Source organism: Plantactinospora sp. B5E13, from assembly GCF_039871775.1.
Taxonomy (GTDB): domain Bacteria; phylum Actinomycetota; class Actinomycetes; order Mycobacteriales; family Micromonosporaceae; genus Plantactinospora.
Genome location: NZ_JBDPLT010000064.1, coordinates 1 through 25,110, shown reverse-complemented (window position 1 = coordinate 25,110; position 25,110 = coordinate 1). Strand labels below are relative to the sequence as shown.

The window sequence follows — 25,110 nt, the reverse complement described above, 5'->3', positions numbered from 1 at the left end:
CCGGAAACCAGCCCGTTCCGCGTTCTGGTGCGGGACTGTAAAAACAACGGCCCTGTCTCACTTTCGGTGGTGACGGAGGGTGCTGTTATCCGAGGAGGATGCGGTGGCGGAGCAGGGTGAAGCCTGCTCGTCCGTGCATTTGACGTGCGATTCGTTTGGTCTTGGTGTTGACGCCTTCGGTGGGGCCGTTGCTGTAGGGGAGCGTGAGCGCGGCGTTCACGGCGTTGCGGTCGCGTTCCAGACCGCGGGTGAAGGCGTGCAGGTGAGGTAGATCGCCCGCGCGGACCTGCAGGATCCAGTGCGAAAGCCGGTCCGTGTTTCCGGGCTGAGGCGTCAGGAGCTCGGCGAAGCGTCCGACAGCGGCGGCGAGTTGGGTCATCTCTGGGCAGGCTGCGGTGAGCCGTGCCAGTAGATCTTGGTGCTCGGTCTGAGGTTGTCGGGTCTGGTGAGGATCATCCGGGCGAGGCGGCGTGGGGAGATGTGGCTGCGGTCGGCGTCCGCGCGGCCTTGGTTGATGTACTTGTGCAGGAGGTTGAGGCAGCCGGTGAAGCCGAGGGTCTTGATCTCTTCGAAGAGGTGCTTGACGCCGACGCCGGGGTCCTCGGCTCGACGTTTGCGTAGGTGTTCGCGATAGGGGTCGACGAGGCTGGCACGGTATTTGGGGACGCGGAGCATCCGCTCGGGCCGGTCGGCTCGCGCGTAGCGCTTGACGGTGTTCAGGGCCAACTGCAGGCGGCGGGCGCACTCCAGCAGGCCCACGCCTTGGTCGAGCAGGTCATGGACCTGGTGCCAGCGTTGCTGGGTCGTCTGCGCGCGGGGGCCGTCGTAGATGGGTGCGTCCAGGACAGGGGCCCAACAGGTGCTGTGCGCCTTCACCTCGCTGAGGGCGGCTTCACAGAGGTTGTGCCATAGGTGCCACCGGTCTGCGACCTGCACCGCGTCGGGCAGGGCACGGCGGATGGCCTCGGCGTAGGTCGTCGAGCCGTCGCGGCATACGACCCCGACGCCCCGATGTGCGCGCAACCACGCTTCGAGGGTGTCGGCAGTGCGGTCGGGTAGCACGTCGATCCGCTCATGGGTCTCGGCGTCGATCACCACGGTGGCGTAGCGGTGCCGCCGGCGCAGAGCGAAATCGTCTACGCCGATCACCCGAGGCGTCCGCTCATTGGGCAGCGGAATGCGGGGGGTGGAGTACGGGTCCGATCGCCATGAGGATCGGTTCGTTGGCGCGCCAGTCCACGCCGAGTTCGACCTTGGAAGCCCGCACACCGTCGGTGACGGCCAGCCGGGCGAAGGTGTCGTACTGGCGCTCGGTTTCGACGGTCAGGCCGTCGTCTCGGTAGGCGTTCACGACGGCGGCGATCGCGGCGGTGAACTCTTGGCGGCGGTCCCAGGCGGTGAACAGGTCAACGTCCTCGCTGGGTCGTTCGACAAGTCCGGCGGCCTGAACCGCGTAGCCGCCGGCCAGTGCGAAGCCGTATCGGTCGGCCGCCGCGAGCCCGTTACGGGCGAGGCGTTCGTGGAAGGGGTCCACCGCTATGCCGCGTCGCTGCGGGTGGCGGCGAGTTCGGGGAAGGCTTCCTCCCAGTGCTGGCGGAGTTGGGGTGGCAGCCAGAGGGTGGGCCAGAGTCGCCGGAGGAGGTCAGCGTCGAGCCAGGTGTTCAGGTCCTCGGCCGTGCTGGCTTCGGTGAGTACCACCTTGTACATGCTGGCCAGGCGTGCGGGCCGGTTCAGGTCGTACTCGGCATGCCCGGACCAGTCGAGATGACGCGGAAGCGTCACCGTGCCGTCAGTCGGGCCGTGCAGCGCGGCAAGGGTTTCGGCCACCACGTAGGGCTTCCGGTCACCGTAGGGTCGGTAGTCCGCCGGCGGTTGGGGGGATGTGCGGCGCCGGCTGAGGTTTGTCGCGCGCCGGACCTCCGGTCGCAGTGCCTGGCGGATCGTCTCCCGGCTGTATCCGGTGACCCGTTGCAGATCGACCGGTCGCCAGCCGGCGGCGTGAAACGCCCGTAGCTGCTCGTCCCGTTCGGTCAACGCCTGCGCCCGCGTCGCCTCGTACCGGGAGATGACCGCCTGCAGCTCATCCTCGGAGAACCGACTCATGCCCGTCAGCTTACAACGCTAGGCCAAGCGTGCTTGGCTTCGCTGTCGTCCGGATGCGGGTCATCACCGCGACGGCTGCCTTGATGGCAAGCAGCAGTTCCGGAGCGAGTCGAACCTCGTCGATGACCGGTCAACTCAACAAGTGCCAGTGCACGTTCGATCTGCGAGGAGGCGCCCTTTCAATTTGCGGCGACACCCGTGTTCGATACGCGGGCCTGCGGCGTTCGACCTACGGCATCCAGCAAGTTGGTCAACTCCTGCCAGCCGTTACCCGGCTCCGGTCACGCGTAGGTCGGCGATCAGCAGGTCGAGCAGCCGTTCCTCCATCACCGCTCGGCCCGTGCGCCGCATCGCCTCGCCCAGCGACTCGTCCCACGGCGTCCGGGTGGGCGTGCCGAGCAGGGCCGTGCCGGTGCCCGCCGCCGGCAGGTAGTCAGCCGCGGTCATCCGCCACGGGACCGCGCCCGGATACAGCTGGAGAGCCGCCGCCGTCAGTCGTACGCCGGTCCAGTCGAAGTCGTTGCGCCACCGGATCACCGCTCCCCGAGCGGCACGCAGCAGCGTGTGAACGGCGACCGACGGCACCCCTTCGGTGCAGATCAGCGGCGGGGCCTGGGCCCCGAGCGCGGTGGTGGCCGCGCGCAGCACGGCGGGGTTCTCGCAGACGTATACCTCGTGGCAGTTCAGTGTGAGCGGTGCCAGGCGCAGTTGGTGCAGGGTGACCCGCATTGGCACACCTGCCTGTGCGGCTTCCGTCAGCCACCGCCCGACCAGCCCGCCGGTGGCCGGTGCGTTGAGCACCAGCACCTGGCTGGCGAGGTCGTCCGGGACCAGACCGACCGATTCCCACAACGCCCGTTCCTGCTCGCCGTCGACCGGAAGCGCCGTCTGCTGCCAGGCGGCGACGGCACGGAGGACGAGCCCGCGCAGTGGCCCGTCGGTGAGGGCCTTCGTGTCGTCCAGTACCCGGTCGGCGAAGACCGGAATCGGTTCGTCGGCCGCGGGCAGCGCGTCCAGGACGCGGACCACATCCTCGAACGGCAGTCCGGCGCGGACGACGCGGGTCAAGGCGCCGTCGCGGCGCAAACCGTCGAGCCATTCGGCGTACCAGGGGCTGCTCGCGTGCCGGCCGTCGTTGGCCACAGCGAGGACGGCGTCGCGGGCCACCGTCTCGCGTGTCCGGTCGGACGGCAGGTTGCGCAGCGGGGCCGTTGCGGTGAGCACCTCGACCAGGCCGGTCGCGTGTGCCGCGCGCAGGTGCTCGTCCACGTCGGTCAGGCGGACACTGAGGCGGGCCGCCGCTGCGGAGCGGTGGGTGCCGGTGATGCCGATGACCACCAGGCGCTCGTCGTCGGTGGGAGTGGAGAGCGTCACGGTGGTGTCGAGCCGGCCACCGGTGCGTTCCAGGCTGCGCCGGGCGGCCGCCAGCAACCGCCGCCAGCCGGGCTGATCCACGAGATCCGCCGGACCGCTCGGCCGATCCCACCCGGTCGGCATGAGCGACGGGTGTGCGGCGGCCCGGTCCGACGGCGGTTCGCCGCGATCGTCGGTCATTCGTGGGTGAGGTCGAGCAGCACGCCGGCCCGCTCGGGTTCGTCGCGAACACCGGGGGCGCGGCGGGTCTCCGGGGAGCCGAGGGCGCGGGCCAGGGTTCCGTCGAAGTCGGCGATGTTGGTCGACCCGTCCCAGACCAGCAGCACGGTCGACACGGCGTGTTCCACGGCGGAGTGCGACAGGTCGTAGTGGGCGGCGCCGCTGACCGCCGGGTGGGTGGCCCAGAGGTCGTAGCCGGTCATGAACAGGTCCAGGTCGAACTGTTTCGCCAGCGCCATCAGCTCACCCCGTCCGGTGTCGTCCACGCCGGCGAATGCCTCGTCGAGGCCGAGCAGCCGGGGTGCGTCGGGTCGGGCCGAGCCGAACAGCGCGTTGGCGGCGGCGAACAGCGGCAGGTGTAGGGAGACCGACTGCTCGCCGCCGGAGAGTTGGCTGTGTCGGGCCCGGGTCAGTGCCTCGGTGCCGCCGCCGGGCCGGTGCAGGGTGAACGCGAACGCGCGCCACTGCCGGTAGTCGAGGACGTCGCCGAGCAGTTCCCGGTAGGGCCGTTCGGGCGCGGCGGCCCGCGCCGTCTTGATCCGGGCGGCGAAGTGCCGACGCATGGCGGTGAGCTGGGCCGGCCCGAGCCGGGCCGGGTCGCGTTCGAGCAGTTTGCAGACGTCGCGTTGCTCGGCGTCGAGGTCGTCGGCGAGCCGCCAGCCGACGCCCACGGTGAGCCCCGAAGACATCCGGCGGGCACGCATCTGGCCGTCCATCGCCGCCACCAGGTCGCGGGCCTCGATGGTCCGGTGGTGGATCTGCCGGGCGAGTTGCCCGAGCAGGGCGTCCTCCAGCACCCGCTGCTCGGAGTCGGTCAGCAGTTGCTCCTGGCCACGACGCTCGCGGGCGATCCGGTCGGCGAAGTGGGCGACGGGAGTGAGGCCCTGCTCGTCGGCGACCCGGACCACGATCACCCCGTCGTCGGTGGCCCACTCGGGCCGGTGGTCGAGGCCCGCGGCGGGTAGCTGCGCCTGCAGCTCGGTCAGCGCGGTGGTGAGCCGGGTGGCGCTCTGCTTCAGCGACGTCTCGGTGGGGCTCAGCTCCCGGGTGGCGGCGAGAATCGCCTCGTGCAGGGCTGCCACCTGCGGATGCAGCTCGTCGTCCGGGGTCAGCGCCGGCCAGCGCAGGTCGGCGGGGCAGCGCAACAGGCCCAGCAGGTCCGGTTGGGCGTACGGGCGCAGCCGCTGGGCGTCGTGCTGCGCCTCGGCGACGGCGGCGACCAGGGCCTGCTCGCCCAGCTCCACCCGGGTCAGCGCGGCGACCCGCCGTTCCCGGGCGGCGCCGAGTTGGGTGCGGGCCTGCTCGACGGCCTGCTCCGCCCCGATGATGGCGTCGGCGGTCCGGGCCACGTCGGCCAGCACCTGCTCCGCGTCGGCGCCCACGCTGTCGCGCAACGTGCGGTACGCCTCCGCCTTCTCCTGGTGCCGCGCGCGAGCGGTGCGTGCGGTCTCCGCCGCGGCGGAGAACCGGTCGACTGCCTCGTCGTGGCGCTGCCGGGCCTGGTCCTCCTGCTCGGCGGCACGCACGGCGGCGGTTCGCGTGCCCTCCAGGCGTACCCCTCGTTTCTCGAAGCGGCTCACCGCTTCGGCGGTGTCGTCGAGCCGGTCGACCGGCAGCGACCGCTCCGCCGCGCTCCGGCGCAGTGCGGCCGCGGCGGCGGCCCGCTCGGCCAGGGCCTGGTCGAGGCGGGCGGCGGCGGCCTCGCTGGCCTCCTGCCGGGCGCGTAGCGTCGCGGCGTCCCGGTCCAGCTCGCGCAGCGCCGTGTGGACCGGCGCGGATGCCGGCAGGTGCGCGGCGGCCGCGTCCACCGCCGCCAGCAGCGCCTCGACGGACGCGCGGTCGCGGTCCACCGCGTCGAGGTCGGCGTCGATGACAGCGAGCAGCCGGTCGCACTCGGCGACCCGGGCGGCGCGGCGGGCGGCCCGGGCGGTCGCGCCGATGTACTCGCAGGAGGTCTTGGCGAACCGGCCGGCGGCGATGCCCTGGGCGTACCGGCCGTCGACGCCGATGGTGACCGGCGAGGTGTCGGGCGTGGTCACGTCGGCCAGCGCCACCGAGGTGAGCACCTCGGTGATCCGCGCGGCGGGCACGTCGTCCTGTTCTTCGGGGGCCAGCACGTCGGCGAGGGTGACCCCGGTGGGCCGCCGGTGCGGCGGCAGCGGCAGCAGGTAGCCGTCGAGGTCGTCGCCGGCCAGCGCGGCCGTCGCGGTCCCGGGGTCGGGGTGCAGCCAGGCGTCCAGCAGCCCGGCCGCGTGCAGCGCCGCCTCGACCGCCGCTGCGTCCGCGCCGCTCACCCCGTCGGCGAAACGGACCAGCCGCCACAGCGGTGCGCCGGGCCGGCCGGCGCGTGGTGCGGGCCGGGTCACCGGGGCGGGTGGCGCGTCGTCGTGCTCGGCGGCGATCCGGTCCCGTTCGGCGGCCACCTCGGCCCGCCGGTCGGCCAGCGCCGCCCGCTGGGCCGCCAGCGCCGCGAGCCGGTCCCGCCGCTGGGTCACCACGGTGGCCGTCGCGTCGGCGTACACCTCGCGCAGGGTGCGCGCGCCCGGCTCGCCGGTGGTGTCCACGGCGGCGCTCAGCCCGGCGGCGAGGTCCGGGCGCGCGACGTCGGCCAGCAGCCCGGCGTTGCCCTGCGCCCACTGCTCGATCTGGGCGCGCAGATGAGCGCGGGCCTGCGTGACGGCGTCCTCGGCGCGCCGCTCGGCCTGCTCGGCGTCGGCGGCGGCAGCCGTGGCGCCGGCCGCGTCGGCGGCGGCCCGGGCGTGGTCCCGGTCGGCCTGGTCGTGCCGCGTCACCTGCGCGCGGACGGCGCGCACGTCGTCGCGGCGGGCGGCGGCCCGCGCGGTGATCCGGGCCGCCAGGTCGTCCGCGGCGACGTCGTCGACGCTCCAGGCGATTCCGGCCGCCTCCGCGTCGAGCAGGAGATCGGCGGCGAGCCGGTCGGCCGCCGTCCGCGTGTCCCGGGCCGCGACCGTCGCCCGTTCCGATTCGGTACGCCGCCGCGCCACCGCGCTCTCCTCGGCGACGACCGCCTCGTCGGCCCGTCCGGCCGCCTCGGCCAGGTCGTGCACGTGCCGTTGCAGGTCGGCGAGTTGCTCGTGGGACTGGTATGCCGCCGAGGCCTTCAGGCTGTCCAGGTGGGCGCGCAGCCGTCCGGGTTCGCCCTCCACGGCCCGCAGCCGCTCACCCGCCGCGGACTCCGCCTCGGCCGCCGCGCCGGCCGCGTGACGGGCGTCGTCGAGTGCGTTGGACCGCGTGGCGACCGCGTCGCGGCGGGCGGTCAGGGCGTCGGCGGCGGCCCGCGCGTGGGTCCGCAGATAGGTGGAGTAGACCGTCAGGAACGCGGCGGTGGCGCCGTCCGCCGCCACCAGCCCTTCGAGGGTACGGGCGACCGCCTCCATGTCGTCGAAGGAGCGAGCGGCCTCCACCAGCAGGTGGTCCTCGACCGGGCGCAGCCCCCGTTGCAGCGTGCGGGACAGCTCGACCGGGTTGAGGTCCTTTGCCAGTTGCGGCTTGCGCAGGGTCAGTACCAGGTCCAGCAGTTGCTCGAAGCGGGCCGGGCCGAGGCCGAACAGCCGGGCGTCGACGAGCTGCCGGTAGTCCTCGGCCGAGTCCCGCACCGCCTCGGCGCCCAGCCGGTCGATCAGATCGCGGCGGGTCAGTGGCCGGTCGTCGGCGTCCAGCAGGGAGAAGTCCACCCCGACCCGGCCGTCGACCACGAAGTGCCAGCGGGTGACCCGGTCGACGTGCCGGTGTGCCCGCAACCCGATGCCGACGGTCACGTACTGGTCGCCGTCGCCGAACTCCATCCACACGTACGCGTGGGTGACCTCCTGCCCCCGGTAGAGCAGGTTCGACTTCATAGTCCGGTCCTCGCTGGCGAACGGGTTGAGCCGGCGCGGTTCGATCCGCCCGTCGAGGACGAACGGGAACAGCACCTCCAGCGCCTTGGTCTTGCCGGATCCGTTGGGCCCGCGCAGCACCAGCCACCCGTCGACGAAGCTGAACTCCTCGTCCCGGTAGTCCCACAGGTTGATGATCCCGGCCCGGGTGGGGGCGAACCGGCGGACGGCGCGTTGTTCGATCACGATCGACTTCCCTCAGAACAAGGTCTCGGTGGTGGCACGGCGCTTGACCATGGCGATGGTGTGGCGGTAGCGGCCCACCAGCGGCCGGACGAGCACCCCGCCCGGCACGGCGGTGACCGCGCCGAACCGTTCCAGCAGCGCGACCGCCTCGGCGCGCAGCCGCTCCGGGTCGGCGTGCCACTGGGCTCCGAACGCGGTCCCGTACCGCTGCAGGATCTCCCCGACGGCGGTATGCAGGAACCTGTCGGTGACGAACGGCAACCGGCCTGCCCCCTCGGCCTCGTCGTTGTCACTCCGGTCCTCGGCGGTCCACGGCTCGTCCGGACCGGCGTCGTCGAGGCGTACCAGGGTGGCCGTGGGCAGGCCGGCGTCGATCTGGCTCGCCAGCGCCTGCTGCCGGGCGTGCCCGTCGGGCGGGGTCAGCCGCTTGACCCGGCGGCCGTCGGGATCCGCCACCCGGTCGGCCATCTCCACCGCCAGCAGCACCGCGGCCTGCGCCACCGAGCCGATGCCCGGGAACCGCTCCGCGGTGAACCCGCTGGTGTCCACCAGCAGGACGCCCTCGGCCCGCCGTTCCACCCGCAGACCGGTCAGCCGGGCCAGGTCGGTGGCGAGCGCGGAGCCGCGCAGATGGTTGGCGACCGCCGGGTCGATGTCGGTGTGGTAGACGACCGGTGACTCCACCACCGCCCGCCGGGCCGCCTGGGCCGCCTGCCGGCGCTCGGCGTTGCCGCTGCTGCTCATCGCCCGGTCCAGCAGGGCCGACACCGAGTCGATGTGCTGCAGCACCCGGGTTGGCCGGAACAGCGCGAACACCACGTCCCGCGCCACGTCGTACAGCGCCTCCCCGGCGCCCGGGTCACTGGCCCAGGCGGCGCTGGAGCCGTCGGCCAGCCGCAGCACGCCCCGCTCCTCCAGCCAGCCGACCGCGTCCACGAACGCCCGCCGGTCCGGGCCGTGATCCGGATCCAACCCCAGACCGGTGATCCGGTTCGCGTCGCCGGCCACCGAGTCGGCCAACTCGCTGAGGGTGATCTGGATCCCGGCGCGGCCCAGCACCGCCAGGCACAACGACAGGTACGCGTAGCGCTGCCGGTCGAACGGCCGCCCGGTGCGCGACACCGCCGGTTGGGTGCCGTCGAGCTGGTCCTTCGCCCGTACCAGCCGGGCTGTGGAACCGTGCAGCTCCAGCCGGTATCCGAACGCCTCGGCGAGATCCCGGCGCAGGGTGGCGGAGAACCGCCGTACGCGGGGTAGTGCCCGCTCGTTGGGCCAGGTCGCCGTGATCAGCGGGTGGCGCAGGACCAGCCGGACCGCCCGCTGGTAGTCCGCCAGCTCCAACTCGGGGACGTCGGCGGCGAACCGGTGGGCCGCCGGCCGCGGCGCCCCTGCCTCCGCGGTCACGCCGGCACCAGCTCGGGTCGGCGGACCGCGGTGTGCTGCGCGGCGGTGACCGTCAACGCGTACCCGTCCAGATGCAGCCGGCCCTCGGCGGTGCGCACCGTGGTGAACCGGCCCGGCGTCGGGGTGAGGGTCAGTCGCACGCCGTGCGCGGCGGACGCCAGCGGCACCCCGGCCCGGCCGCCCACCCGGGCGGCTAGGGCGATGTCGAGCAGGCGCAGCAGGACCTGGGTCTGCGACCGGTCCAACAGGTGATCGTCCACGCCCTCGGTGGCCAGCGCCGTCGCCGCGTCGGCCAACCGGTGCTCCCGGGTGAGTTGCTCGCCGCGCAGCCGGTGCCGCCGGTCGTCGACCCGGTCCAGCCTGGCCGGCCGCCCCCGGCCCTGCCCCGGTGCCCGGCCGGTGGTCACCAGGGTGCGGGACAACTCCACTGCCGGCGCCTCCCACCACGACAGCCGGCTGGCGATCCCCTCCGGATCCGGGTGCGCCACCCCGACGTGGCGCGGAGCGCCGAGGCCGAACACGACGTCGAACAGGGCGTGCGCGGCCTCCTGGGTGCCGGCGTGGGTAAACCACGCGGCCAGGTGCCGCAACTGCGACTCCCGGCTCACCCCGCCGCGACGCGCCTCGGTGACCCGACGCAGCAGGGCCAGCACGTCACCGATCGCGGCGATGGTGGCGTCCGACAACCGGTCCGCCTCGCTGGGCTGCTCCGGGCCTGGCGGCGCCAGCCAGGACCGCAGCCCCGCCCAGCGCCGCCGCCAGTCCTCCAGCCGCTGCACCGGGGTGTGGAACAGCCGCTCGTCGGCCTCGGCGGCGGCCTCGATCAGCCGGTCCAGGCCGGTGGCCTCGACCTCGTGCACCGCCGCGCGTAGCCGGGGTGTGTACCGCTGTAACTCGTCGTGGAAGTCCCGCAGGTGCGCCAGCAGCGCGTCCTTGTGGGCGAGGAACACCTCCGGCCGCACGTCGTTGGTTCGGCCCAGGTCGCCCAGCATGTGGTAGAAGCGGGCGGCCCGCTCGGCGATGTCGGCCAGCGCCCGGTCCAACCGGTTGAACTTCCGGTAGACCTCTTCGGCGTCCCCGGCCTCGTTGGCTGCGGCGAGCGCGTTCAGGTCCGCCAGCAGGTCGGCGAAGACCAGCCGGGACAGCGTCGAGTCGTCCATGCTCGCCGACAGCACGGCCTCCACCGCCCGGTGCGCCCGGTAGCCCGCCTCGGTGAACTGGTACACCGAGTGCCGGTTGCGGTACTCCGCCAGCGTCGTGGCCCGGGAACCGTCCTGTCCCCGGTCGAGCACACCCCACTCCACCAGGGCGTCGAGCAGCCGCGGCAACTCCAGCCCGGCCGGGTCCGGGCAGTCGGCGTCCGCCTCGTGCAGCGTCGCCAGCGCCGCGGCCACGTCGGAGGTGTGCAGCACCACGTGGTAGCTGGACCGTGCTGAGTCGAACGCCCGCAGCAGCCATAGATAGGCGAACCGGTTCTCCGCCGTCACGTAACCGAACAGCCGCATCCGGTCGTCCAGCCCGAAATCGTCCAAACCGAACGTGGGCCTGGATGGCTGAGCGGTCATCGTTCTCCTCCACAGGACGCGAACGGCTACCCACCCTACCCACCCGGCTCCGGAGAGCGGCGAGACGCGCGAGGCGCCAAGGGTCTCCGAGGTGATCGTGGAACCTGCGTCCAGAGCTGTTGCGCCTGGGTAGGCGCCCTGGCCTGCAGCCCTGGCCGGCGCGACCGGTAGGCCCGAGATCGGACAGGCTGGCCACGTACGCGAGCTGTCCGGCTGTACCTTCGGATCTTCAAGTGGGCCTGTTCTTGCGCCGCACGGCGTACAGGTCGACCCGGAACCGGTCGGCGAACAACGCCAGCTTGTCCCGGGTCGGCGAGGCCATGGTGACCAGGCCCGGCGGCTCCACCGGTGCGAAACTGCTCCGGTGCCGCGGTGGTGTCCTGGCCGCGCAGGTCCAGCGGACGTGCCAGTCGGGCGTCATGCGCCCGTAACCGCTCCACCTCCCGCCGAAGATCGACGAACTCGGCCACCGAACTCATGCCGACCATCCTCGCGCATCGGGCTTCGAGCACCCCGACACCGGTCCGCTATCCATCCGCCGATGGCATCGAAGGGCAACGCCGCGCTGGAGGCGATGTTTGAGGAAGCCACGGTCGACGCGTACGGCGACGACGAGCAGCCCACCGGCCTGTTCACCATGATCGAGGAGCATCTGGCGGTGCCGTTCACCACCACCACCGTCCTCGGCGTCGAGGTCACCGTGCGGAAGATCGACCTGACCGCGGACAGCGTCGTCGCGGTCTGCGCCCGAGGCCGCCACCGGCAGAGGATCGACCTGCTCGACCTGCCGCTACCCACCCCGGCGCCGGACGGCGCCGCGTGGATCGACGCCTACCGACACTGGGCCGGAAGGTAGTCCGCAGTGAGCGAATACCAGTACTACGAATTCAGCGCCGTCGACCGGCCCCTCACCGGCCGGGAACGGGCCGAGCTTCGGTCGCTGTCGACCCGGGCCGACATCACCGCCACCAGCTTCGTCAACACCTACGAGTGGGGCAACTTCAAGGGCGACCCGCGCACGCTGATGTAACGGTACTTCGACGCGCACCTGTACCTGGCCAACTGGGGCACCCGCCAGCTCATGCTGCGGCTACCGAAACACGTGCTCGACCCCGCCACCGCCGCCCAGTACTGCCAAGGCGACAGCGCCTGCGCCTGGGCTGCCGGCGAGCACGTCATCATCGACCTCCACGACGAGGACGAGGACGGCACCGACGAATGGGACCTCGACGGCCACGGCCTGCTCACCTCCATCATCCCGGTCCGGGCCGGCCTCGCCGCCGGCGACCTGCGCCTGCTCTACCTCGCCTGACTCCGCTGCGTACAGTCCGAGGACATCGCCGACGACGAGCCCGAACCACCCGTCCCAGCCCGACTGGGCACCCTCGACGCGCCCCTCACCGCCGTCGCCGAGTTCCTACGCATCGACCCCGACCTGATCGCGGCCGCGGCGGCCGAGTCGCCGCCGGCCGCCTCCGGTGAACCGACCGCCGCGCAACTACGCACGTGGGTCGTAGGGCTGCCCGCCTGGGACAAGGACGCCATCCTGACCGACCTGATCACCGGCGACGGCCACCTGCGCAGCCGACTGCTGCGCCGCTACCGCGACGCGCACCCCACCGGTACGCCCACCCCGGCAGCCGCCCGCACCGCCGGGGAACTGCTCGCCACCGCCGCGGACCTGCGCGCCGAACGGGAACGACGGGACGCCGAGCAACGCGAACGCGACCGGATTCGCCGCGAACGGTCCGCTGCGGCAGCACGGCAAGGACACCTTGACACCCTCGCAGTCGACCAACCCGCCGCCTGGCAGCGGGTCGCCGAACTCATCGCCACGAAGAAACCCCGCGAGTACGACACCGCCGTTCAACTCCTCGTCGACCTGCGCGACCTCGCTGAACGAGACGGAGACAGCACATCGTTCCGAAATCGCCTGGCCGAGCTACGGACGGTGCACGCCCGCAAGCCCAGCCTGCTCGAACGCCTCAACCGCACAGGTCTCGAAACCTGACGCATGGTTCCCCGCTGACCGTCGCCAAGGTGCGACGAGGATCGTGGAGGGCCGGTGCGGCGTGCCAGCGTGACGCCCCAGACAGTCGACGCCGGCGGCGGTGCGCTCCAGGCGTCCGTCGGGACCCGCAACCGGACATCGAACTGCGTCGTTTGGCGGGGTGGATCCGGAGGGTCGGGTGACTGTCTGGGTGTGTGCTGCCGATGTCATGGCCAGCTTGGAGTAGGACGCCCCGGCCCTCGCTGATGACCGCTGTATCAGCACTGGATGGAGACTTGCGACCGATCGCCCTTTCCGAAGTTGTGACTACTGAACCGCGGCGGGGTCCACGCCCCTTGATCAGACAACCGAAGAGGGTGATGCCCGGTGGGCAGCCTGTGGGCCGGCGTCGACGTCGGCAAGACCCACCACCACGTTTGCGTCGTCAACGACGACGGCACCGTCGTTCTGTCCGAGAAGATCCCCAACGACCAGCAGGCCATCTCCGGCATCGCCGGACGGCTCGGTAAGCGCCGCAAGCCGATCCGCTGGGCCGTCGACCTGCGGGGTGGACCTGCCTCGCTGCTGTTGGCGGTCCTGCTCGACCGGGGTGCGGACGTGCGCTACGTCAGCGGCACCGTCACCTCGCGGATGGCGGAGGCGTTCCACGGCGAACGCAAGACCGACGCTCACGACGCCTACGTCATCGCCCAGACCCTGCGCATGCGCGCCGATCTACCGACCCTCACCCTCGCGGACGGGGTGCAGCAGCAGTTGAAGCTGCTCGTCTCCCGCCGCCTCGACCTGGTCGCCGACCGGGTCCGCCTCACCGCCCGCATCCAGGACCTGCTGACCATGATCAGCCCCGCCCTGGAGAAGACGCTGAACCTGCGCAGCAAGGGCGCGCTTCGGCTCCTCGTCCAGTGGCAGACCCCCGGCGGGCTGCGCCGTGCCGGCGAAGCTTGCATCCTGGCCTACCTGCGCCAGCACGGCGTCCGGGCCGCCAAAGCGCTGACCGCCAAAGTCCTCACTGCCGCGCGGACGCAGACCGTCGCCGTCGCGGGGGAGGCCACTGCGGCCGGGATCCTGGCGCAGATGGCGACCGATCTGGAAGCGGTCAACGACCGCATCGTCGCCATCGAGAAAACCATCACCGCGGTGGTCGCCGAGCACGAACTGGGAGAGATCGTCACCAGCCTGCCGGGCATCGGCACCACCCTCGCCGCCGAGTTCCTCGCCCACGCCGGCACCCTCACCACCTACCCCAGCGCCGCAGCGCTCGCCGCCCACGCCGGGCTCGCCCCGATCTCCCGCGACTCCGGACGCCGGCAAGGTCATCAGATCCGGCCGCACCGATACCACCGGGGTCTACGCCGGGTGTTCAGCATGTCCAGCTTCACCGCCCTGACCCACTGCCCACGATCACGCGCCTACTACGACAAGAAACGAGCCGAAGGAAAACCCACCGCCAAGCCACCGCAGCCCTGTCCAGACAACGCCTCAACGTCCTCTGGGCCTGCATCCGCGACAAGACCCCCTACCAGCCCAAACAACCAAGATCAGCAGAGGCGGCGCTGTGCGAACTCGCGTAGAGACTCCCCTCGTCGAATAGCCGGCAATTCTGGCGGCGATGTTCTCCGGATAAAGAGTTGGGCGACGCCTGACACAGTGTTGGCCTAGGTGCCGATGGTGGCTGCGGTGACATCGGCGCCCGCAGTTGCGAGCTTGGCCCGTTGAACTCCAGAGACTCTCTGCCGTGTTCCGAAGCCGTCGTGGTTCAGCGGGCAGTGCGGTATGGCGGGTGTCTGGCGGCATCGGGCCAAGACCAAAGTTCGCGTCTCGGACCGCACTTGGGTCGAGTGGTTTTGCGGTGTCCGTGAAGAAGCCATGCAGGGTGATCGAGTCAGAGGGTGTACTGGCGGGCTATGGGCAATGTCCGCACTGTCTCGGGGGCAGGCAGTCGGTCGTGCTCGTGTCACCGGTTCCCCGTAAGCGTCATCCCTGGGATGAGCCGTTCGAACCCGAGGTGGGCATCTTTGCGGTCTTGCGTCCGTGGGCGTCAAGTCGCTCAACCAACAGGTCGAACGACGTGGCCTGCTCGAAGGCGTCGCCGTTGCGTAACCGTTCGGCGAGGAGGTCCTCCAGTCGCTGGCTGGACGCGTTCTGCTCGGCGATGAGGTCGCGAACGACGCTGGCGAGGCTTTCGTTGGTCATCTGGGCTGCGCCGCCGGCGACGGGGTTGCCGACGAGTTTTTCGAGGATGGCCAACCATTGCCGACTCAGCCGATCGACGTACTGTGCGCGCTTGACATCCACGTCGTACTCGCAATCGAGCTTGATCAACTGTTCCCAGTATGGCTTGACTGCCTGCTTCACGCCGTCATCGAGTTCTACCCAGACGTACGGCTGGCAGGCAACCGGCACTCCATTGCGCTCGTACCGCCACGGCCCGGTTTCGACGATTGCTCGCTGCAGTTCTAATTCGAGTTCTCGTGCCCTGTGAGCGACGATGTTGCGGGCCCGGGCGGCGGCCAGACGGGTTAGTGCTCGGATGGCGTATGGCATGAAATACTGTGTGGAACCGCTGAGTGTCTCTCTGGGTATGCCTTCAGACGACCAGATAAATGTGGCGTGGACGCGGAACGTGAACACGTAGCCGCGCGCGGGCACGATGATCGGTGTCTGAAGGTCCCGGCGTTCGGTCAGACGGCCCGGCGCGGGCGGTGGCGGAGACGGTAGGGGCACGGGGGCGGGTTCGGGCCCGTGCAGCGCCGCAACGAACCGGTGCCACAGCGTCAGTAGCCACGATCCAAGGCGGCGCCACTTGCCGGAAGAACCCGCAGTGCTGGTCGTGTCAATCATGCCATTACTCCCTGTGAGCTCCTCATTGCTGCATCGAGCCATTCCGGTAGCCCATCCTCGAACTGTGACAGCCGGGCGAGGTAGAACGTCATCCGGCGACGCAGGGTCGGTTGGGCGGTGAGCTCGGTAACCATCCCGCCGATCGCTTTGCGTAGGGTCTCGTCGGTATCAGCCTTGGCCAGCCAGTATCCGAAGATGGTCCATGCCCGTGGCGACAGGTCGTTCATCAGCAACGCGAGTTCCCAGAGGCGTACGAGATCTCCGGTGGCGACCTGCTGCTCCACGAACCTGAGCATCAGATCAGGAGTGCCGCCAGGAGAGTCCTCGACCGGAAGCGTGGCCAGACTCAGCAGCGCTCCTGCGGCATGTAGCTGCAGCTGCCGGTCGTCCGACCACCTTGCTAGCTCGAAGATGATTTGATCCGCCCTGAACGGCGTGTAGAGCTGGCACACGCCCTCGGCGACGATGTACGTGTGCTGCTGCATCGGGTCCTGGGCGATGCGGCGTAGGTCGGCCAGGCTCCAACTGAGATCCGGTTGTTGCAGCCCACTGGCATACACACGGGCGGCTGCATCTCTCTGGAAGTTTCGGTGGCCACCGGCCCAGTCCCGGACCTGCCGACGGACCAGATGGCCAACCAGGCCACCCATGTCGGCCGCGACCATCGCCCAGGCGGCTGCCTGGCGAAGCCGAGGTTTGGGTGAAGCCGCCCAGTCATCGATGAGGTCGACGCACACCCGGGCGAAGTCATGGTGCGCGAGTAACCCGGCGGCCTCGGCAGCCGCTCGCCGCATTGGGTCATCGTTCCTTGAGGCCAGGGTGTCCAGCCACTTGAGCAGGGCAGGCCGGGTGCTGTCGAACTCGTGCCATGCCTCATCGATGATGACACCGCGCATGGCGCCGTCGTGCAACCAGGCTGAGCGCGACGAACCGCCGCGTGATCGCGTGGCTTCTCGGCCCTCCCGCCAGTCCACGTCGAGCGGTCCGAGCAGTTCCGACACCGGGTGCTGCAATGCCAGCCGGCCCCAGTCCACCCGCTTGGCCTGCCCGTCTATTTCCTCAAGCAACAGGCCAGCCGCCTCGAAGACGTAGTGCAACGGCTGTCGGGCGAAGACGGCGTACGCGATCCGGAACGCCCGCTCGTGTTGGTCGATCCGTCGAGGCCGGCGGCTGGCGCTGTCAGCGTCGAGGGAAGCGTCGGAGCGCAGGATCTCTGCCGCGCGGGCCCTGCGCTGCGGTTGGGACCTACCGAGGGTCTCTGCCACCGTGCCGTCATCGGCCGGATGACCTCCCCCGATGGCCTCGGCGATTGGCACCACCTCACGAGGTCCATAAGACCCGTGCAACGCACGGATCAGGCCGCTGTGACGCAGGTACCCGTGAATGACCTCGGCACTTTCCGCGTCGGTCAAACTCAGCTTGTCGCGGAGGTGATGGCCGAGGTGAGCGCGGAAGACGGCCAGCGGCTCGGGGCGTCGGTGCTGCACCTCGGCGCTGTGCCGAACACCCGCACGGGAGTCGTCATGTCTGATTAACAGCAGGCTTGCGGACCGTCGTCGAAAGAGATCCGCCAACAGGCGCATCACCTGGCTATGTCTGTCGCCCGGCAGCCGGAGCACGTAGCCATGGTCCTCCTTGATGCTGTCGCCGGCCCGATTTAGAACTTCCGGCTCAACGCCTCCCGGAAGCAGCACCTCGTGCACGCGATCCGGGCCATGGCGCCGAGCCAGCGCCACGCACGCAGTGCTGAACCGCCCCGTGTGCGGCCGACCCGCCAGACAAACGGTGGACCGCCGGCCTAGCTTCTCCGCGAGTTCCTCGTCCGCAGCCGTCTCTGCGTATACCGGGAGTAGGTCGGGCACGCCCACCAGCTCTCTGATGACGGGTTTTGCCGGCGGCTGACCCTCGTAGTTCACGATGTGAATTTTGTTGTGATCGCCAAGAGCGTTCACGCCGTGCACCTTGACCCGCGAGTAGGCGGCTGAGACCTGGGCGCCGTACAGTTCCTCACCCACCTGCGGATCCATGCGCAGGGAACCCGGCTCGATCTCGTCCTGCGGCTCAACTTCCGACTTCGGTACGGCCTCCTCCTCTTGACGGACCGGCTCGTCTGTCCGCAATTCCAGGGCGGCTGCGTCGCCGTACCCGGCTTCGCCTGCGGTCGTTTCGGCCGGCGTTGCCTCACCGTCCGGATTTTTACTGGTCATCGATGCGATCCCCACGAATCGATGTCCTCTGGACGGCCGGACACGGTGATCGAATTGCCGTTGCCGAACGCACCTACTCCCCGCGACTGGATGTCGCGGAAAACGTGCCCGCTTGCTGAGGGTTGGGGACGAGGCCCGCGCCCCTGACGCTCGACGCTCTCACCGCCGCTGCCGTCGTTCGGCTGGTCCCGGATGGAACCGGGAGGACCCGGAGGCATGTCGGCTGCGGGGATGCATTCGCCCGGGACGTAGATCCAGGCTGCGGCTTCGAAATTCTTCTCAGGAAGCCGGGCCGTGACCTGCTGGAAGTGTTCGGGCCGAAGATCCTGGTACTGCCGGACGATGTCGCAGTAGAGCCGGTCCGACACGATCAGCGCGACCGCAGCGCCCGGGAACTGCCGTAACGCGCTCCTGAGCTGGGGCGAGTCGATCAGTCGGCAGACTGTCACGACAGCCTCGCCTGGATAGCCGTTCGCCCCGTCGAGATGGACCGGCCCTTCGTGAACACCGACGCGCAGGCGGATTCGCGCCTCATGGTTGAGACCACGGTTGTGTTCGCGCAGCAACCGGTCCAGGACCGGCGTGAGTCGCGTTACGACTGCCCGCTCACTGGTTCCCGGCGGAAGGATGGCGAGCTCCCCGTCTCCCCCCTGCTGGATCAACCAGTCGGCGCGATCGAAGCCCAACTCACCACACGCCGTCGTCATGACCTTTTGGAAGGCCAGCTGCGCTCGATGCTGTAGGACGTTGTCCCGACCGCTGTAGGACTCCATGTCCACGGCGACCAAGACACGCCGGTCCGGGTCCGTGACGTAAACCATGCCTGATACCCCCTGTCGGGCGTCGAGTCTTCGAGACTCATCTCTACAGACGAAGCGAGCTGGAGATCCCATACAAATACGGGATCAACATCGACAGTCCCATGGGCGACAAGCAGTACTTTGAATCCATGTCACCCGCTGGTCTCGCCTTGACTCGAGGCATGGGAAGATTCCAAAGACCGAACAGCCGCGGCGACCAGGAGGCGTGGCGCGATCTTCAGGTCGGCCTAGCCACAGCAGCCTCAATGCAAGCCTCGATCAGACACGCGGACGCCAAGGCGCTGGCGCTCTTGACAGCCGAGGGAGGCGTGGCAGCGACAGCTGGCAACCAAGTCCTGCCGACGATGCTGGACAGCAACCTGGTCGTTGCCACCCTCACAGTGCTTCTTGCGACCACGATGGTGATAGCCATGACGGCGAGCACCTGGCAGCTCGCGCTGGCGCTCCAGCCCCGCTTGGCAGGCGCAGGCAGAGTCAACCGATTCGGCTTCCCGAATCTGGTCGCGGCCGCCCGACGGCCCTCGATCGTTGCAGCCAGACGCTACAGAGACGAGGCATGGGACTTCGTGGTGGCACTGGCCAGCATCGCGATGGCGAAGCATCTGCGGATTCGGCAGTGTATGCCCTGGTTTCTGATGTCGCTGGGTTCCGCCGTCGGCTTGGTGATCCTAAGAACCGTCGGGGGCGTAACCGCGTGAATGGCTACTGCAGGGTGTAGCGACCTTGAGGCTGAACGTGAACGATGATCTCCTGGGACATGAGGAGGTGCGGATGGAGGAAGCGCTTCGGCCGCCCGGGACGTTCCTCGGCCGCCTTCAGCCGTTGACCCGAGAACGGCTCTTGGCCGTGGGGGTCAGGCGTTCGGTCAAAGAGGCCCAGGTTGTAATCCGTGAGGGTGCGCTGGAGTCCTACGTAGTCCTCCTCGACGAGGCCCTCGTCAAGGTCACCGTCGCGCTGTCCGACGGCCGGCACGCCCTACTGGCGATCCGCGTATCCGGAGACATCGTCGGAGAGATCTCCGCACTCAACGGGACGCCGAGGACGGCGACGGTCACCGCTTGCCGCCCGTCAGTCATCCACATCATTCACCGACAGGCATTCAGAGCCTTCCTCCGCGACTACCCAGAGGCCGCCCTGGAAGTGGCTGGGATCGTTGCGGACCGTCTTCGGTGGGCCAACCGACGTCGGACCGACTTCACGTCCTATCCCGTGCGAATTCGGCTGGCCCGAGTCCTGTGGGAACTCGCAGTCGCCTACGGGCGGCGGACCCCTCGTGGCGTCGTCGTCGACATCCGCCTAACCCAAGACGAACTCGCTACCCTCTGTGGCGCTGCGGAGATCAGCCTGCAGAAAGCCCTCGGAGGGCTTCGAGCAGACGGCATCATCGAGACCGGCTACCGCGAGATCGTCGTGCGAGATGGCGAGGCGCTGCGTTCAATCGCCGACCTCGACTAAGGGCCCGACGGGGTCGGCGAGCTGGCGGATGTCGTCGTAGCGGGCGCGGCGCCGGCATGGTCATGGACGTACCCGATGCGGCGAATCTGATCGGGGACTGGTACGCGGACGGCACCTTCACCACCGCGGCAGCCGACATCGACGGCACCCGGAATAACATCGACACCTCCGGCGCAATGGTCAGGCCCGGCAGGGCTTCGCCGACCTGGTTGCCGGACTGAACTACCGCAACGGTGAGGCCGGCGCCGGTAAAACCCGCCCAGATCGACGTACGGGCAATCGCGCACCCGGACGGCAGTACCGCCTGCCTTGTCTCGGCACCAGAGTGATGAACATGCCCTGGTGATCCGACAGCCCCTCCTCAACGACATGGGCACCAACGTCGTTGTCAGCTACAGTGCCGAGGAGGCTGGGTTGAGCATGAATGCGCAGTATTCGTTGACTAGAAACGGTAGGAAGTGCATGGGGTCCGACAGTTTCGATAATCGAGATCAGGCGAACTGACAAAGTGTCGATCATGAGATGGGGTGGGTATTTCGACGAGCTGCCGAGGCCAGATTGGGCAAGGTGGGCATCTTTGCTGAGCGAAGCGGTGTCGGTAATGGGGTAATTCGCGTCAGGGCAGACGCTCCCGCCGTGCTCGGTTCTGTCGATAATCCGACTGCCCCGCCCGCCCGCCGCACATATATCCGGCTTGCTTGGCAGGCGGGCCAGCCTGTCGCACGGCCGACCGGGCCAGCGTGAACATTTGGGGTCTTCACCGACTTCTCTCCGTCCGGCAGACTCCCAGTCATGTCTCTCGATCAAGTAGCGCCGTCGTTCTCGGCAGTCCGCTTGGCGTTGGCGGCGGGTGATGACGCTTCGGGAATCATGGCGGCCGTTGAGTTGGGAAACAAGGCTCGCGCGACCTTGGGTCACATGCCGTACGCCGGTTACCGAGACGCGGCGAAGAAGGGGACTCTGCTGCTGGCGTACGCAGATGAGCAGATCGTCGGGTATGCACTCTATGGCCTGACCCGCCGGCGTGTGAGGTTGACGCATCTCTGCGTCGATCCACAGTGGCACGGCCACGGCATCGCGCGCCTGCTGGTCGACTGGATCAGCGATCAACACTCCGACTATCCCGGGATATTGGCCAAGTGTCGCGACAGCTACGACCTTGGCGACATGTGGATCAAGCTCCGGTTCACTCCATTATCCCAGCGGCCAGGACGCAGCAGAGCCGGTCACCTGTTGACAAGTTGGTGGCGTGATCACGGGCAGCCGAACCTGTTCACCCGCGACGACGACAACCTACTGGCGCGCGCCGCAGTCGACCTGAACGTCCTCCGAGACTTGGCCGACGAGGAGCGAGCAGACGCTGTCGAATCCAGAGCGCTGATAGGGGACCAGTTCGCGGACCGTCTGGAGCTCGTGCGCACGGGCGCACTCGATTCGGAAGTCAACAGTATGGAAGGGCCCTTGCGTGTCCAGTGCATCACTGCCGCCCAATCGTTCACCCCACCACCCCGGGTGGACCACGCACAGCTGAAGCAGGTGCGAACCGACCTGCTGGCTGCGGTGCACCTCGTTGATCCCGGATATCCCCAGACGGATCAGGACCGGTACGACCTCGAGCACGTCTGCGAGGCAATTGCGCTGGGCCTCAAGCTGTTCGTCACCCGAGACGAGCACCTCACCGGCATCCTCGGCCCTCCCGCACAGCGCCACCACGGACTCCGAATCCTGCGTCCGCTGGAGGTCATCATCCATATCGACGAGTTGGCCCGCGCGGAGGCGTACCAGCCGGCTGCCCTGCTCGGCACCCGCTACCGGCGTCAACTGCTCGGCATCGACGCCGGAGACGATCTGGCCGGACTGGTCAACTCGGCGGCGGGTGAGCGACGACGGGACCTACGCAACGCCAACCGGGAGCTGACTCTGGCAGGCTGCGACCGCGCTGGGATCTATGATCCCGACGGACGGCTGGTAGCCACCCTCGCGGCCCGGCCCGAGAACGGCGCTCTGACCGTACCCTTGGCGCGGGTAGCCAACATCGGCTTGGCCGACACGCTCGCCCGCCAACTGCTGTTTCAGCTTCGGCAACAGGCACGTGAGTCCGGAAGCCCAATCCTTAGAATCACAGACCGATACGTGTCTCCAGCCCTGCGGCTCGCGGCGTTGCAGGACGGCTTCAACCAACACGACGAACAGTTCTACGCGTTCGTGATCGACGTCTGCGGACCAGCCAAGCAGGTCGAGCACCAGGCTGTCGCCGCAGCGCGGCGGGTCGGCGTGCCCGAGCCGGCACCGTTAAGATCAGACATGCCCGCTGTCGCCGCCGCCGAATTGGAGCGGATCTGGTGGCCGGTCAAGATCACTGACAGCGCTCTGCCGACCTATCTCCTCCCAATCCGGCAGGCGTACTCGGCCGACCTGCTCGGCGTCCCCGGCGGCCTACTCCCTCGCCACGACAACCTTGGCCTAGCCCGCGAACATGTTTACTATCGCAGTCCGCGCGGCACCCGGCCACGTCACCCCGCTCGGCTTTTGTGGTACATGAGCCGCAGTGGACCTGCCACCGCCTACCCCGCTGCTGTCATCGCCTGCTCACAACTGGACCTGGCAGAGATCGGGACGCCAGAGGACTTCCAGGCCCGGTTCCAGTACCTCGGCGTCTGGGACGAACACCAGCTTCACAGCGTTGCTCACAACGGGCAGGTGCAAGCGTTGCGCTTCACCAACACCGAGCTGCTGACCCACATACCCTCGCAACGGCTGGCGGTACTGGCTTCCGCCCATCAGCAGCGAGGGGTACCACCTCTCGGACCGCTACGAATACCGCCCGGGCTGTTTGCCGCGCTCTACCAGGAAGGCCGCCGACAGTGAGCACATCCAGGACCCTGCTGCTGTCCCTCCGCCCCCGGTTCGCCGACGCCATCTTGTCCGGCACGAAGACGGTGGAGCTGCGACGACGGCCCGTCAACACCCAACCAGAAACCCCGATCATCCTCTACGCCAGCAGCCCCACCATGGCCATCGTGGGCACCGCCCGCTTACGCGACGTCCAGACGCTCGATCCGACGGAGGCCTGGCGGCAGTACCAACACTGCCTCGGCCTCAGCCGCCCCGAGTTTGACGCCTACCTTCATGGCAGCGATCGAGCCCATCTGCTCCGGCTACACCGCGTGTGCACCCTCGATGAGCCGCTACCCCTACGCCGACTCCGCGAAGAAGGTCGATTCCAACCCCCGCAAAGCTTCCGCTACCTCGCCGAATCGGACCCACACACCCTACGCACCCTGATCCCCACAACCACTGCTAGACGGTTGAACGTTCTACCCCCGTCAATAGGCCACCGCGGCGGTACCCCACGCCCGAGGTAATTGCCCCGAGCGGGTGACTGGCCGCGGCACCCAGCAGATCGCGTTGATAATTTTCTGCTGGCCCCGCACGGGCTACCACGAACGGGCTGCGCTGGCAGCAACGGCGCCAACACAGCCCACACGTGATTCGTCATATCGCCTCGTGCTGCGGAGGGTCTAACGAGCAAACCTCATGATCCGCGAGCAGAACTTAGCCGCCTCGGACGGATGCGGTGGAACCAGTCGCACGGTCAATCCAACATGGCGACTTTGCTTGGCATCCGTCGATAGATGTTTTGGATACTGCGCCATTGCGTCGAGACGCTAGCGGGCTCGACCGAACTCAGTGACTGGCTGCCCGCTGAACCTCCTGGGAGAATTCGCAATGACCGAAGCTTCGATTGAGACGGGTGACAACGACGACGATGCCGCTCGTGAGGCTGTGGAGCGGGAGCGGGCCGATCTGCGGGAGTTCATCAAGGGGCTGAGCCCGGACGACGTCAAGTCAGGCGACTGGTTCACGAAACTGGTCGCGCAGGCCCTGAACTCCTACACCAACAAGGTCGACTGGCAGTACTTCCAAGAGAAGTACAAGGGCGTGCCTGCGGACGGCATCGTCGGACAGCGGATCACAACGGCGTCGCGGTACGCCGCGATCGAAGGCGGACTCTCCGCCGGGGCATACTCGGCGGCCGTTGCCGCCACGATCGGCAGCGCTGGTGGGGCCTCACCGCTGGCTCTCCCGGCCGCTGCCGCAACCCTCATGGTCGACCTTACCTACATCACCCAGCTCCAGCTGCGCTTGGCCTACGACATTTCCGTGCTCTATCGGGTACCGCTCGACCTATCCGACCCGGATGACATGTGGAAGCTCATTCGCGTCGCCTTCACGATCAAGAGCGGGGAACTGGTGCGGGAAGGCCTCACCAAGTCGGTCCCTTTTGTGGTGCGCCCGTTACTCAAACGCTTCTACTCCAGAGGCGTCCTTACCGCCGCGAAAGGGCTCCCTATCGTCGGGAAGTACCTCCTGCAGCGCAACGTCATCAAGGTCGGGATCCCCCTAGTCGGTATTCCCCTCACCGTCGTGCTGAACCGCTACACGACGCTGCTCGCGGGCCGGCACGCGCGCGCCGTCTTCCGCAACGAGGCGCGGGTGATTGAGCTCGCCGAGAGGCTGAGCGGCCGAAGTCAGTGCCCGCAGCTGATGCTGTGGGTCGCGTGGCTTGTCATCACAGCGGACAACAAGATCAGCGAGGATGAAACGCTGCTGATGAAGCACCTGGTGAGGATCGTCCACGATCAGCACCAATTGGTCGATGATCAACTAGCCAACGTTGTCGACATCGACCCCGGCGATGTATGGAAGCGTCTGGACGCCGAGTCCGGGGACCTGACCGAACTCCCCGAGGTCGCCGACCGGGTGGCCACCGTAGATGGCGACATCACCGCACGTGAGAGAGAAGTCATTGCTGAGCTTCAGGACCGCTGCCGTTGAGCTTGACGTCGCGGGTGTTACTCGGTGATCTTAGCGGTCTGATCTTGGCGCGAGGGCCTGCTGAGCCTCGATCCACCGATGAAGATCGGCCCGGCAGGACCCCGGAGATAGAAAGTGCCCTCTGAACTGGAAGGATAGGAGTGCTTCAGGCTTCTATCGCTCGGTTCGAGAGGGCACCTCGCAGGT

Annotated in this window: 20 protein-coding genes and 2 pseudogenes; 10 read left to right on the top strand and 12 right to left on the bottom strand. The window is 68.8% G+C overall.

Features of this window, described 5'->3' with window-relative positions:
- Positions 1 to 85: 85 nt before the first annotated feature.
- The 8 genes and pseudogenes from ABGB05_RS33820 to ABGB05_RS33785 form a co-directional block, all read right to left on the bottom strand.
- Positions 86 to 1,155, bottom strand: a pseudogene (locus tag ABGB05_RS33820) (ISL3 family transposase); the annotation flags it as partial.
- A 28-nt stretch (positions 1,156 to 1,183) separates the two neighbouring features.
- A pseudogene (locus tag ABGB05_RS33815) lies at positions 1,184 to 1,534 on the bottom strand (nucleotidyl transferase AbiEii/AbiGii toxin family protein); the annotation flags it as partial.
- A 2-nt stretch (positions 1,535 to 1,536) separates the two neighbouring features.
- On the bottom strand, positions 1,537 to 2,103 hold the full coding sequence (locus tag ABGB05_RS33810) for a hypothetical protein (RefSeq protein WP_347658039.1): 567 nt from the start codon (positions 2,101 to 2,103) through the stop codon (positions 1,537 to 1,539).
- A gap of 267 nt (positions 2,104 to 2,370) precedes the next feature.
- Positions 2,371 to 3,657: a TIGR02679 family protein gene (locus ABGB05_RS33805; protein ID WP_347658038.1), complete on the bottom strand. Its 1,287-nt coding sequence runs from the start codon at positions 3,655 to 3,657 to the stop codon at positions 2,371 to 2,373.
- Positions 3,654 to 7,781, bottom strand: a complete 4,128-nt coding sequence (locus ABGB05_RS33800; RefSeq protein WP_347658037.1) for a TIGR02680 family protein — start codon at positions 7,779 to 7,781, stop codon at positions 3,654 to 3,656. Before ABGB05_RS33800 ends, ABGB05_RS33805 begins: the two co-directional genes overlap by 4 nt.
- Positions 7,782 to 7,793: 12 nt before the next feature.
- Positions 7,794 to 9,185 (bottom strand): TIGR02678 family protein, encoded by a 1,392-nt coding sequence (locus tag ABGB05_RS33795; RefSeq protein WP_347658036.1) that lies wholly within the window; start codon positions 9,183 to 9,185, stop codon positions 7,794 to 7,796.
- Complete coding sequence (locus ABGB05_RS33790) at positions 9,182 to 10,750, bottom strand: TIGR02677 family protein (protein WP_347658035.1); 1,569 nt, start codon at positions 10,748 to 10,750, stop codon at positions 9,182 to 9,184. The genes ABGB05_RS33795 and ABGB05_RS33790 overlap by 4 nt, the downstream gene beginning before the upstream one ends.
- Before the next feature lie 229 nt (positions 10,751 to 10,979).
- Positions 10,980 to 11,171 (bottom strand): hypothetical protein, encoded by a 192-nt coding sequence (locus tag ABGB05_RS33785; RefSeq protein WP_347658034.1) that lies wholly within the window; start codon positions 11,169 to 11,171, stop codon positions 10,980 to 10,982.
- A 120-nt stretch (positions 11,172 to 11,291) separates the two neighbouring features.
- On the opposite strand from ABGB05_RS33785, the gene ABGB05_RS33780 reads away from it, so the two are divergent.
- From ABGB05_RS33780 to ABGB05_RS33770, 3 genes are read left to right on the top strand one after another with little or no spacing between them, the layout of a single operon-like run.
- Complete coding sequence (locus ABGB05_RS33780; RefSeq protein ID WP_347658033.1) at positions 11,292 to 11,606, top strand: hypothetical protein; 315 nt, start codon at positions 11,292 to 11,294, stop codon at positions 11,604 to 11,606.
- A 6-nt stretch (positions 11,607 to 11,612) separates the two neighbouring features.
- Complete coding sequence (locus ABGB05_RS33775) at positions 11,613 to 11,780, top strand: hypothetical protein (RefSeq protein WP_347658032.1); 168 nt, start codon at positions 11,613 to 11,615, stop codon at positions 11,778 to 11,780.
- A 51-nt stretch (positions 11,781 to 11,831) separates the two neighbouring features.
- Positions 11,832 to 12,062: a hypothetical protein gene (locus ABGB05_RS33770; protein ID WP_347658031.1), complete on the top strand. Its 231-nt coding sequence runs from the start codon at positions 11,832 to 11,834 to the stop codon at positions 12,060 to 12,062.
- A 186-nt stretch (positions 12,063 to 12,248) separates the two neighbouring features.
- On the opposite strand, the gene ABGB05_RS33765 is transcribed toward ABGB05_RS33770, so the two are convergent.
- Positions 12,249 to 12,620 (bottom strand): hypothetical protein, encoded by a 372-nt coding sequence (locus ABGB05_RS33765; protein ID WP_347658030.1) that lies wholly within the window; start codon positions 12,618 to 12,620, stop codon positions 12,249 to 12,251.
- 507 nt (positions 12,621 to 13,127) lie between these two features.
- Here ABGB05_RS33765 and ABGB05_RS33760 point away from each other — a divergent pair.
- A complete protein-coding gene (locus ABGB05_RS33760; protein WP_347658028.1) occupies positions 13,128 to 14,420 on the top strand; it encodes an IS110 family transposase in 1,293 nt (430 codons plus the stop codon).
- Positions 14,421 to 14,735: 315 nt separating this feature from the next.
- Here ABGB05_RS33760 and ABGB05_RS33755 read toward each other — a convergent pair whose 3' ends face one another.
- From ABGB05_RS33755 to ABGB05_RS33745, 3 genes are read right to left on the bottom strand one after another with little or no spacing between them, the layout of a single operon-like run.
- Positions 14,736 to 15,602 (bottom strand): hypothetical protein, encoded by an 867-nt coding sequence (locus ABGB05_RS33755; protein ID WP_347658027.1) that lies wholly within the window; start codon positions 15,600 to 15,602, stop codon positions 14,736 to 14,738.
- Positions 15,599 to 17,809: a hypothetical protein gene (locus tag ABGB05_RS33750; protein ID WP_347658025.1), complete on the bottom strand. Its 2,211-nt coding sequence runs from the start codon at positions 17,807 to 17,809 to the stop codon at positions 15,599 to 15,601. Before ABGB05_RS33750 ends, ABGB05_RS33755 begins: the two co-directional genes overlap by 4 nt.
- On the bottom strand, positions 17,806 to 18,630 hold the full coding sequence (locus ABGB05_RS33745) for a hypothetical protein (protein WP_347658024.1): 825 nt from the start codon (positions 18,628 to 18,630) through the stop codon (positions 17,806 to 17,808). The genes ABGB05_RS33750 and ABGB05_RS33745 overlap by 4 nt, the downstream gene beginning before the upstream one ends.
- Positions 18,631 to 18,731: 101 nt before the next feature.
- Here ABGB05_RS33745 and ABGB05_RS33740 point away from each other — a divergent pair, with 101 nt between their 5' ends.
- The 6 genes from ABGB05_RS33740 (at position 18,732) to ABGB05_RS33715 (ending at position 24,924) form a co-directional block, all read left to right on the top strand.
- Positions 18,732 to 19,328 carry a hypothetical protein gene (locus tag ABGB05_RS33740; RefSeq protein WP_347658023.1) on the top strand — a complete coding sequence of 199 codons (597 nt, stop codon included), beginning with the start codon at positions 18,732 to 18,734 and terminating at the stop codon, positions 19,326 to 19,328.
- Positions 19,329 to 19,401: 73 nt separating this feature from the next.
- Entirely contained in the window at positions 19,402 to 20,085 is a 684-nt protein-coding gene (locus ABGB05_RS33735) for a Crp/Fnr family transcriptional regulator (protein ID WP_347658050.1), read from the top strand.
- 56 nt (positions 20,086 to 20,141) lie between these two features.
- Positions 20,142 to 20,306 carry a hypothetical protein gene (locus ABGB05_RS33730; RefSeq protein ID WP_347658022.1) on the top strand — a complete coding sequence of 55 codons (165 nt, stop codon included), beginning with the start codon at positions 20,142 to 20,144 and terminating at the stop codon, positions 20,304 to 20,306.
- Between the two features lie 571 nt (positions 20,307 to 20,877).
- A complete protein-coding gene (locus tag ABGB05_RS33725) occupies positions 20,878 to 22,953 on the top strand; it encodes a GNAT family N-acetyltransferase (RefSeq protein ID WP_347658021.1) in 2,076 nt (691 codons plus the stop codon).
- Positions 22,950 to 23,450, top strand: coding sequence for an ASCH domain-containing protein (locus tag ABGB05_RS33720; protein WP_347658020.1), 501 nt, complete (start codon positions 22,950 to 22,952; stop codon positions 23,448 to 23,450). The genes ABGB05_RS33725 and ABGB05_RS33720 overlap by 4 nt, the downstream gene beginning before the upstream one ends.
- A gap of 364 nt (positions 23,451 to 23,814) precedes the next feature.
- The gene (locus ABGB05_RS33715) at positions 23,815 to 24,924 is read left to right on the top strand and encodes a hypothetical protein (RefSeq protein ID WP_347658019.1); all 1,110 of its coding nucleotides are present in this window, start codon (positions 23,815 to 23,817) and stop codon (positions 24,922 to 24,924) included.
- The last annotated feature ends 186 nt before the right edge of the window (positions 24,925 to 25,110 follow it).

Bases quoted from the DNA above. Each gene is read 5' to 3' on its own strand.
- ABGB05_RS33735 (WP_347658050.1), top strand. From the start codon at position 19,402: ATGGAGGAAGCGCTTCGGCCGCCCGGGACGTTCCTCGGCCGCCTTCAG.
- ABGB05_RS33730 (WP_347658022.1), top strand. From the start codon at position 20,142: ATGGTCATGGACGTACCCGATGCGGCGAATCTGATCGGGGACTGGTAC.
- ABGB05_RS33790 (WP_347658035.1), bottom strand. From the start codon at position 10,750: ATGACCGCTCAGCCATCCAGGCCCACGTTCGGTTTGGACGATTTCGGG.
- ABGB05_RS33715 (WP_347658019.1), top strand. From the start codon at position 23,815: ATGACCGAAGCTTCGATTGAGACGGGTGACAACGACGACGATGCCGCT.
- ABGB05_RS33745 (WP_347658024.1), bottom strand. From the start codon at position 18,630: ATGGTTTACGTCACGGACCCGGACCGGCGTGTCTTGGTCGCCGTGGAC.
- ABGB05_RS33725 (WP_347658021.1), top strand. From the start codon at position 20,878: ATGTCTCTCGATCAAGTAGCGCCGTCGTTCTCGGCAGTCCGCTTGGCG.
- ABGB05_RS33805 (WP_347658038.1), bottom strand. From the start codon at position 3,657: ATGACCGACGATCGCGGCGAACCGCCGTCGGACCGGGCCGCCGCACAC.
- ABGB05_RS33740 (WP_347658023.1), top strand. From the start codon at position 18,732: ATGGGCGACAAGCAGTACTTTGAATCCATGTCACCCGCTGGTCTCGCC.
- ABGB05_RS33770 (WP_347658031.1), top strand. From the start codon at position 11,832: ATGCTGCGGCTACCGAAACACGTGCTCGACCCCGCCACCGCCGCCCAG.
- ABGB05_RS33810 (WP_347658039.1), bottom strand. From the start codon at position 2,103: ATGAGTCGGTTCTCCGAGGATGAGCTGCAGGCGGTCATCTCCCGGTAC.
- ABGB05_RS33755 (WP_347658027.1), bottom strand. From the start codon at position 15,602: ATGATTGACACGACCAGCACTGCGGGTTCTTCCGGCAAGTGGCGCCGC.
- ABGB05_RS33780 (WP_347658033.1), top strand. From the start codon at position 11,292: ATGGCATCGAAGGGCAACGCCGCGCTGGAGGCGATGTTTGAGGAAGCC.
- ABGB05_RS33785 (WP_347658034.1), bottom strand. From the start codon at position 11,171: ATGACGCCCGACTGGCACGTCCGCTGGACCTGCGCGGCCAGGACACCA.
- ABGB05_RS33750 (WP_347658025.1), bottom strand. From the start codon at position 17,809: ATGACCAGTAAAAATCCGGACGGTGAGGCAACGCCGGCCGAAACGACC.